5 protein-coding genes and 1 pseudogene are annotated in these 5851 nt (G+C 64.1%); 1 reads left to right on the top strand and 5 read right to left on the bottom strand.

Annotated features, from left to right (window positions below; translation table 11 throughout):
- Window positions 1–132: 132 nt before the first annotated feature.
- The 3 genes from ACJH6J_RS29820 to ACJH6J_RS29830 form a co-directional block, all read right to left on the bottom strand.
- Window positions 133–828 carry a hypothetical protein gene (locus ACJH6J_RS29820; RefSeq protein WP_084377652.1) on the bottom strand — a complete coding sequence of 232 codons (696 nt, stop codon included), beginning with the start codon at window positions 826–828 and terminating at the stop codon, window positions 133–135.
- Window positions 829–874: 46 nt separating this feature from the next.
- Window positions 875–1558: an MspA family porin gene (locus ACJH6J_RS29825; RefSeq protein ID WP_061004163.1), complete on the bottom strand. Its 684-nt coding sequence runs from the start codon at window positions 1556–1558 to the stop codon at window positions 875–877.
- A gap of 428 nt (window positions 1559–1986) precedes the next feature.
- Window positions 1987–2466 (bottom strand): MspA family porin, encoded by a 480-nt coding sequence (locus ACJH6J_RS29830; protein WP_371824528.1) that lies wholly within the window; start codon window positions 2464–2466, stop codon window positions 1987–1989.
- Between the two features lie 638 nt (window positions 2467–3104).
- On the opposite strand from ACJH6J_RS29830, the gene ACJH6J_RS29835 reads away from it, so the two are divergent.
- Window positions 3105–3620, top strand: coding sequence for a hypothetical protein (locus tag ACJH6J_RS29835; protein WP_406775975.1), 516 nt, complete (start codon window positions 3105–3107; stop codon window positions 3618–3620).
- A 98-nt stretch (window positions 3621–3718) separates the two neighbouring features.
- Here the strand turns inward: ACJH6J_RS29835 and ACJH6J_RS29840 are convergent.
- Together ACJH6J_RS29840 and ACJH6J_RS29845 are read right to left on the bottom strand one after the other, a co-directional pair.
- Window positions 3719–3851 (bottom strand): annotated as a pseudogene (locus ACJH6J_RS29840) (IS256 family transposase); the annotation flags it as partial.
- Window positions 3852–4061: 210 nt separating this feature from the next.
- A partial coding sequence (locus ACJH6J_RS29845) for a solute carrier family 23 protein (protein WP_406803261.1) occupies window positions 4062–5851 on the bottom strand: 1790 nt, incomplete at its 5' end.

Consider the following 5851-nt stretch of genomic DNA (forward strand, 5'->3'; position numbering starts at 1 on the left):
CACGAAAACCACTACCCAACAACACAACTCGGCATCACACCGAACCCACACCAATTACCACGCAAAATCCGGGCTAGACCGGCTGATCGAAGCGACCGTCGACGCGGTCCGCGTACCACGGACCGGCGGAGGTTAACCGGCCGGCGGCGGCCCCGGTGGACTTACCGGCGGCGGCCCGGGTGAAACGATCGGCGGTTGATCCGGCAAGACCTGTCCCAGCCCGGCCGGAATCGCAGTACCGGGCGGGGGCGCGGTACCAGGCAGCGGCTCACCGAGCTGATCCAGTGGCATCTGGCCGAGAAGCCCGCCTTTCAGACGGTCGTCGCTATACATCGCACGCAGGCGCCTGAGGTAGTCCAAGCCGGAGATGTCCGCATTCTCATCGCCCGGCGCCACCCCGAACATCGTTCCCTGGCCGGGCGCTGCGGGATCGACGTTCTGCGGGAGCAGGTAGGCGTTGTTGAACGCGTTGAGGTTCGGCGGCGTGCCTGGGGGGCCGCCCGGTGGCGAGGGAATTGGGTTCTGGCCCAGCATCAAGTCGTTGCCGACGGTCGGGTCGGGCATCTCGGGTAGGCCAAGAGGGCCGGCGGCAGGAGCCCCAATTTGCGCCAATCCCGAAAGCCCACTAGGCCCTAAAGGCGCGCCGATGATCGGTATCGTCGGCCCTTGCGGCGGCGGGACCGGAATCGCCGGATCAGCGGGCGGCGCGGGAGGGTCCGCAGCGGCGGGCGCCGCGTGGGCGACCGCCGCACCGACGGCGAGCGCACCGGCCACCACAATGCTCGCGATCACGTCCTTGGCGACCGCCCCGCGATCTCGGCTACTCATGGCTGGCGTCTCCTTCGGCTCGGATACCCACGCTCCACCTCTGATGTCAGACGGTCTTGGTGACGCCGTAGTAAGCGACGATGTCGTTGGTGTCCGCGGTCGAACTCGTCAATACCGCGAATGACCGCAGGAACGACTGACCGACGCAGCCGTCGATCTTGATGTGAACATCCTTGACGGTGACCCGGGCATCCTGGGCCTTGAACTTCTTCTTGGTCACCGAAACGGTGGTCACCTCGCCCGGCTTGGGCTGGACTTCAAACGTACCGCTGATCGGGAGCGAGGCGCCGGTAGGTACGAGACCCGCGAGCGTCGACCCCGACGTGCCAATGCCGATCTGGCCAGCCAGCCTGACCCTATCCAGTTCGATGCCGCAGCCGATCTGATAGCCGACCTCCAGCTTTCCGCCGTCCAACGTGGTGTCACCCGAGCCCGTGATCGACCCGGTAAACGTGGCGCCCACGAGGTATTCGCGCGACGACAGCGCGGTAGTCAGCGGCGCCACCGGCAGCTGGGTCTCGTTCAGCGCAGCCACCGTCAACTGCCAGCCGTCCGGGGTCGTGACGATTCCCGGCTGCTCCGACGGGACGGCGCCGGTGTCCGGCGGGGGACCGGCGTTTGCGACGGGTACCGGCGGCGGGTTGGGATCCGGCTCCGCCGCGGCGAGCGGAGCTGTCCCGGTCGAGACCAGCATGCAAACAGCGGCCAGAGTGGCTAAACGATAAAACATTGTGCGGGGGCGCCTCTCGTCGTCGTAATCCAAAGCAACTGTTCCGCCGAATGATCGATGGACCAGGTATCTAAACGGTGAACGGATGAACAACACTTGCCACCCGAAACTATCGAGTGCGCGTCTCTCAAGCTGGTAAGCCATTTCTGAAATGGATTCGCCGGATAACGGCACACGTGAACCATTGGCGCGGCTTGATCGCGCCGCGGCCAGCCGGCGACGCACCGTGACCCGCGGGACCGCTTCGGTCACTGCGCGATTGATCACGTCGGCGGACAGTTCAGGGCGTGACCACGGTGACGGATACGCCGGTGTCGGCGGGAGGCGAACCGGCGCCTCGATCCCTGAACCCACGAGGTCTCGCTGCATGAGCGGCTTTCGCGGCGGCACCAAATCGACGCCGGCACAGCCGCGCTTGCGAAACCGCATCACACGGCCTTGGTGACACCGAGATAGGTGATGACGTCCTCGGTGTTCTCGGTCGAGCTGGTCAACGTCGCGTACGACCGGATGAACGACTGACCGGCACATTGGTCGACGCCAATGCGGAAACCGGTGATCGTGACCCGCGTTTCTTTCCCCTCGAACTCTTTCTCGTCGACCGCAACCGTGGACACGGTGCCGGGACGGAGGTCTATTCTTCCCCGGTATGTGAGGTTCGGAGCGAAGGACGGATCGTTGCCAGCAAACGGTATGCGGATCGAAGGGGTAATACCGGCCCCGACAAGAGTTTCGATAGCATTTTGCGTAATGCCGCAGCCGATCTGATAGCCTGCCTCCAGTTTTCCGCCGTTCAGCTTTGTTTTACCCGAGCCCGTGATCGCCCCGGCGAACGTGCCGCCCACGAGGTATTCGCGCGACGCCAGCGAGGTAGTCAGCGGCGCCACCGGCAGCTGGGTCTCGGCCACCGCGGACACCGTCAAATGCCAACCGTCCGGGGTATCCAAGACCCCCGGTGCCGCGGACGGGACGGCGCCGTTGTTCGGCGGGGGTGGAGGTGCGGCGTTTCCCGCCGGCTCCACCGCGGGATCCGGGGGCGGTTCGGCCGACGCGAGTGGCGCAACCCCAACCGGGATCAGCATGCAGACGGCGGTCAAGGTGGCAAAACGATTCGGCATGGTCGCGGTGACGCCTCTCGTGGTCCGAATTCAAGGGAACTGTCGCGTCGTATGATTGAGTGGCCGAGTGTCCAAACGGTAAACGGACCGAAAACAGTTCATGCCACATACCCATCGAGAGCGCCTCTGGCTGTCCACAGCATCGAATGGACGCCGCACGGGCACCCAGCGTTGAGCGGCGGTTCATCATTTGGTGAGCTGTAGACTCGACCATTCGATATATACAACCATGCCTTGAACCTGATCATGAGAGCTCTCTGTCGATCACCGCGGCCTCGTATTCGCCTGACTCTGCTGTGGTCTCGCACGGAGAGCCGCTCAATGGCGGTGAGGGCAAGATCAGCTGGTCCGGTGGCGCGGCATCGCCCGCGATCAGGCCGACACGGCAGGAGGAATTGTTGAGGTCATCACATGTTTGCGAGCGCGGGTTGGCCGCGTCTCTCATCGCGTTTGGCATCGGGCTAGCGGTCGTCCCAACCGCATCCGCCGACCCCAACGACGCAGAACAGACGGACACGCCGGCTCCGGGTATGGTAACGGTCCCCGCGCCGACCTCGGACAACGTCAATCCCGCGGCGGCGGTGGCCTGCAAGCAGTTCGCCACAACGCTGAATTTCGCCGCGACCAATTACTCGGGTTTCGCCGACGCCACCGAAGGTACGGACCTTCCCGACTACAGAGATCCGACTGTCAGGAACAGTAACGTGACCGCTCGGACCGCGCTGCGGGAAGCGGCGGCCGCGGCCATGACCGCGGCGGCGACACCGGGTCTGCAGCCCGAGATCGCCGCGCCGATGCGGGCATGGTCAGTGGACGCGACGAAGCTCCTGTTGATCATGGGACTCCGCCGCGGCGGTGACACCCTTGACAATGTGGCCACCGAGCTCAACAACGACGCCTACAACGCCCAAACGGCATGTGCCGCCGCAGGAACGCACGCCTGAGGTTAGCCCCGTCGTCGTCAGAGGAGCTTGAACAAGAACGACTGCGTCCGTTCATGTTTGGGGTGAAGAGCACCTCGCCGAGGCTGCCTCTTCGAGAAGCATAGAGCGTCGGCTTCGACCCATCAGGGCGTGGATGAAAGTTGCCAGCAGCTCGCGCAGCACATCGGGGCGGCAGGCGGTGAGTCGATCAGCCAGCACAGCCGGCCTGTCAATATTGTGGCCAGTGGTCATCGCGTCGATTCCTTTGCTCGAGTGACTTTGGTCGGTCCCTCGACGAATCACGCGATCGCTCCGGCGACCATGCGCCCCGCACCCTCGCCCGAGTTGGCCCGCCGGCCCGCAACCGCATCCCGGCGATCAATCATCCGGGCCGGCGCAGATTCGTGAGACCGATTGGAGACCCCGCTGTCGAGGCCCGAGGGACTTACCCTGTTGGAAGAGTCAGTCGTTCGGCGCGCCGAGGTTTTCGACGTCGCTCTCTGTAATACGCAGTACCCGGCCCGAGGCGATATCGAAGAAGAGCCCCAATGTATCCAATCGCTGCTCTTCCAGAGCGGGACCCACCACGGGATGGACTTTCAAGTTCTGAATTTGCCAAGCGACGTTGACCATTGCCAACTGATCGCAGGCGTCATACCCCTGCCTGGCCGCCGCCCGGCCGACGGGGTGACCGGCGCGGAACGCGTCGAGGCTTGGCAGCGCCTGTTCGATCCATGCCGCGACAGCGGGGGGAATGCCGTCACGATGGCCAGCCTCGGAGAGCAATGCCGTCATCGCTCCGCATCTGGAGTGGCCGCAGATGATCATGGTGTTGACGTTCAACTCGATGATTCCGTACGCCAATGCGGCTTCCATCGACATGTCAGCGGCGTTCGGCTGAACGAGGTTGCCGAGGTTGCGCACGGTGAAAAGGTCACCGGGCCCGCTGGCGGTGATGACATTGGGCACCAAGCGAGCGTCTGCGCAGGTCAGGAACAGAGCGCGCGGTCGCTGCCCGCCGCGCAGCTCGTTGAAATGTTCGCGAAGCAGCGGGGCGTGTCGGCGATGGTAACGCGCGACGCCGTCCAACACCGGGGTGAGCATCGAACCGGTGTCCCCTGGGTGGTGGCCGTGAGAGCGCCAGGGCGATAGGCCGCGGGCTATCGCGCTGTGCGACCGGCGAATCGGCGGCCCTACGGTGGCCGCTGCCATCGCGCTCTCGCCGATTTCGTCGATGCAAACCGAGCCGCCAGCTAGGCGGTGCCGCCGAGCCCACTCCTCGATGGCCTCGTATGCGGCGTGATCAAGGAAGTCGACTGTGATCTCCACGGTGACCCGGCTGCCACGCGGAATTGAGGCCAGCACGCGCGATAGCCGCGGCAAGGAAAGGAAACTGAGGGCTCCTTCGAGTGTGAGACGCCATTCGTGATGCTCCTCGTCGATCGGTTCGGCATGTACTGAGGCGCGCACCACCCGCCACAACACCACGACGAGGGTGACGGCGACGCCGATGGCGACGCCTTCCAGCAGGTTCAGGAACAGAACTCCGGTGACTGTGATCGCATAAACAGCCAGGTCGCCGGTACGCCAGGCCAGCCGGATGTGTGCCAACTTGACCAACTGGATACCGATCACGATCAGCAACCCGGCCAGGGCGGCCTTCGGAATTTGTTGCACCAGACCGGCCAGCAACACGGAAAACAGCAGCACCCACACGCCGTGCAAAATCGACGAAGCCTGCGTGCGTGCACCGGCCGCCACGTTGGTTGCGCTGCGGACGATCACGCCGGTTACCGGCAGCCCGCCGAGCATCCCCGACACCATATTGGCCGCGCCCTGACCGATGAGCTCGCGGTTCAGATCGGCTTTCGGGCCGTTGTGCATCTTGTCGACCGCAACTGCCGAAAGTAAGCTTTCCACGCTGGCGATCAACGCGATGGTCAACACAGCCAGTACAAACGGCACCCAGGTGCCGTGCGGCAGAGTCGGCAAGCCGATCGCGTCGAGGATCGAACCGTTGAGTTCGATTCTGTCGGCGTTCAGCGGCGGCACGAACGATATCGCCGTCGCGGCGACGATTGCGACTAGCGGCCCGGGAAGTATTTGTAGCCGAGCCGGGCTTCGTTTCCAGCTCAGCATGATCGCGACGACAATGAGCCCTACAACGATGTCGCTTAGCCCGGATTTTTCGTGGAATGTTGACTGTGGGGGTGTGTAGATAAGCGAAAGTGCCTGTCCTGCAAGGAATAATT

Origin of the sequence: Mycobacterium sp. SMC-18 (genome assembly GCF_045310895.1) — a bacterium.
Lineage (GTDB): Bacteria > Actinomycetota > Actinomycetes > Mycobacteriales > Mycobacteriaceae > Mycobacterium.

Coding starts and splice junctions, on each gene's coding strand:
- ACJH6J_RS29825 (WP_061004163.1), bottom strand. CDS start 1,558: ATGTTTTATCGTTTAGCCACTCTGGCCGCTGTTTGCATGCTGGTCTCG.
- ACJH6J_RS29820 (WP_084377652.1), bottom strand. CDS start 828: ATGAGTAGCCGAGATCGCGGGGCGGTCGCCAAGGACGTGATCGCGAGC.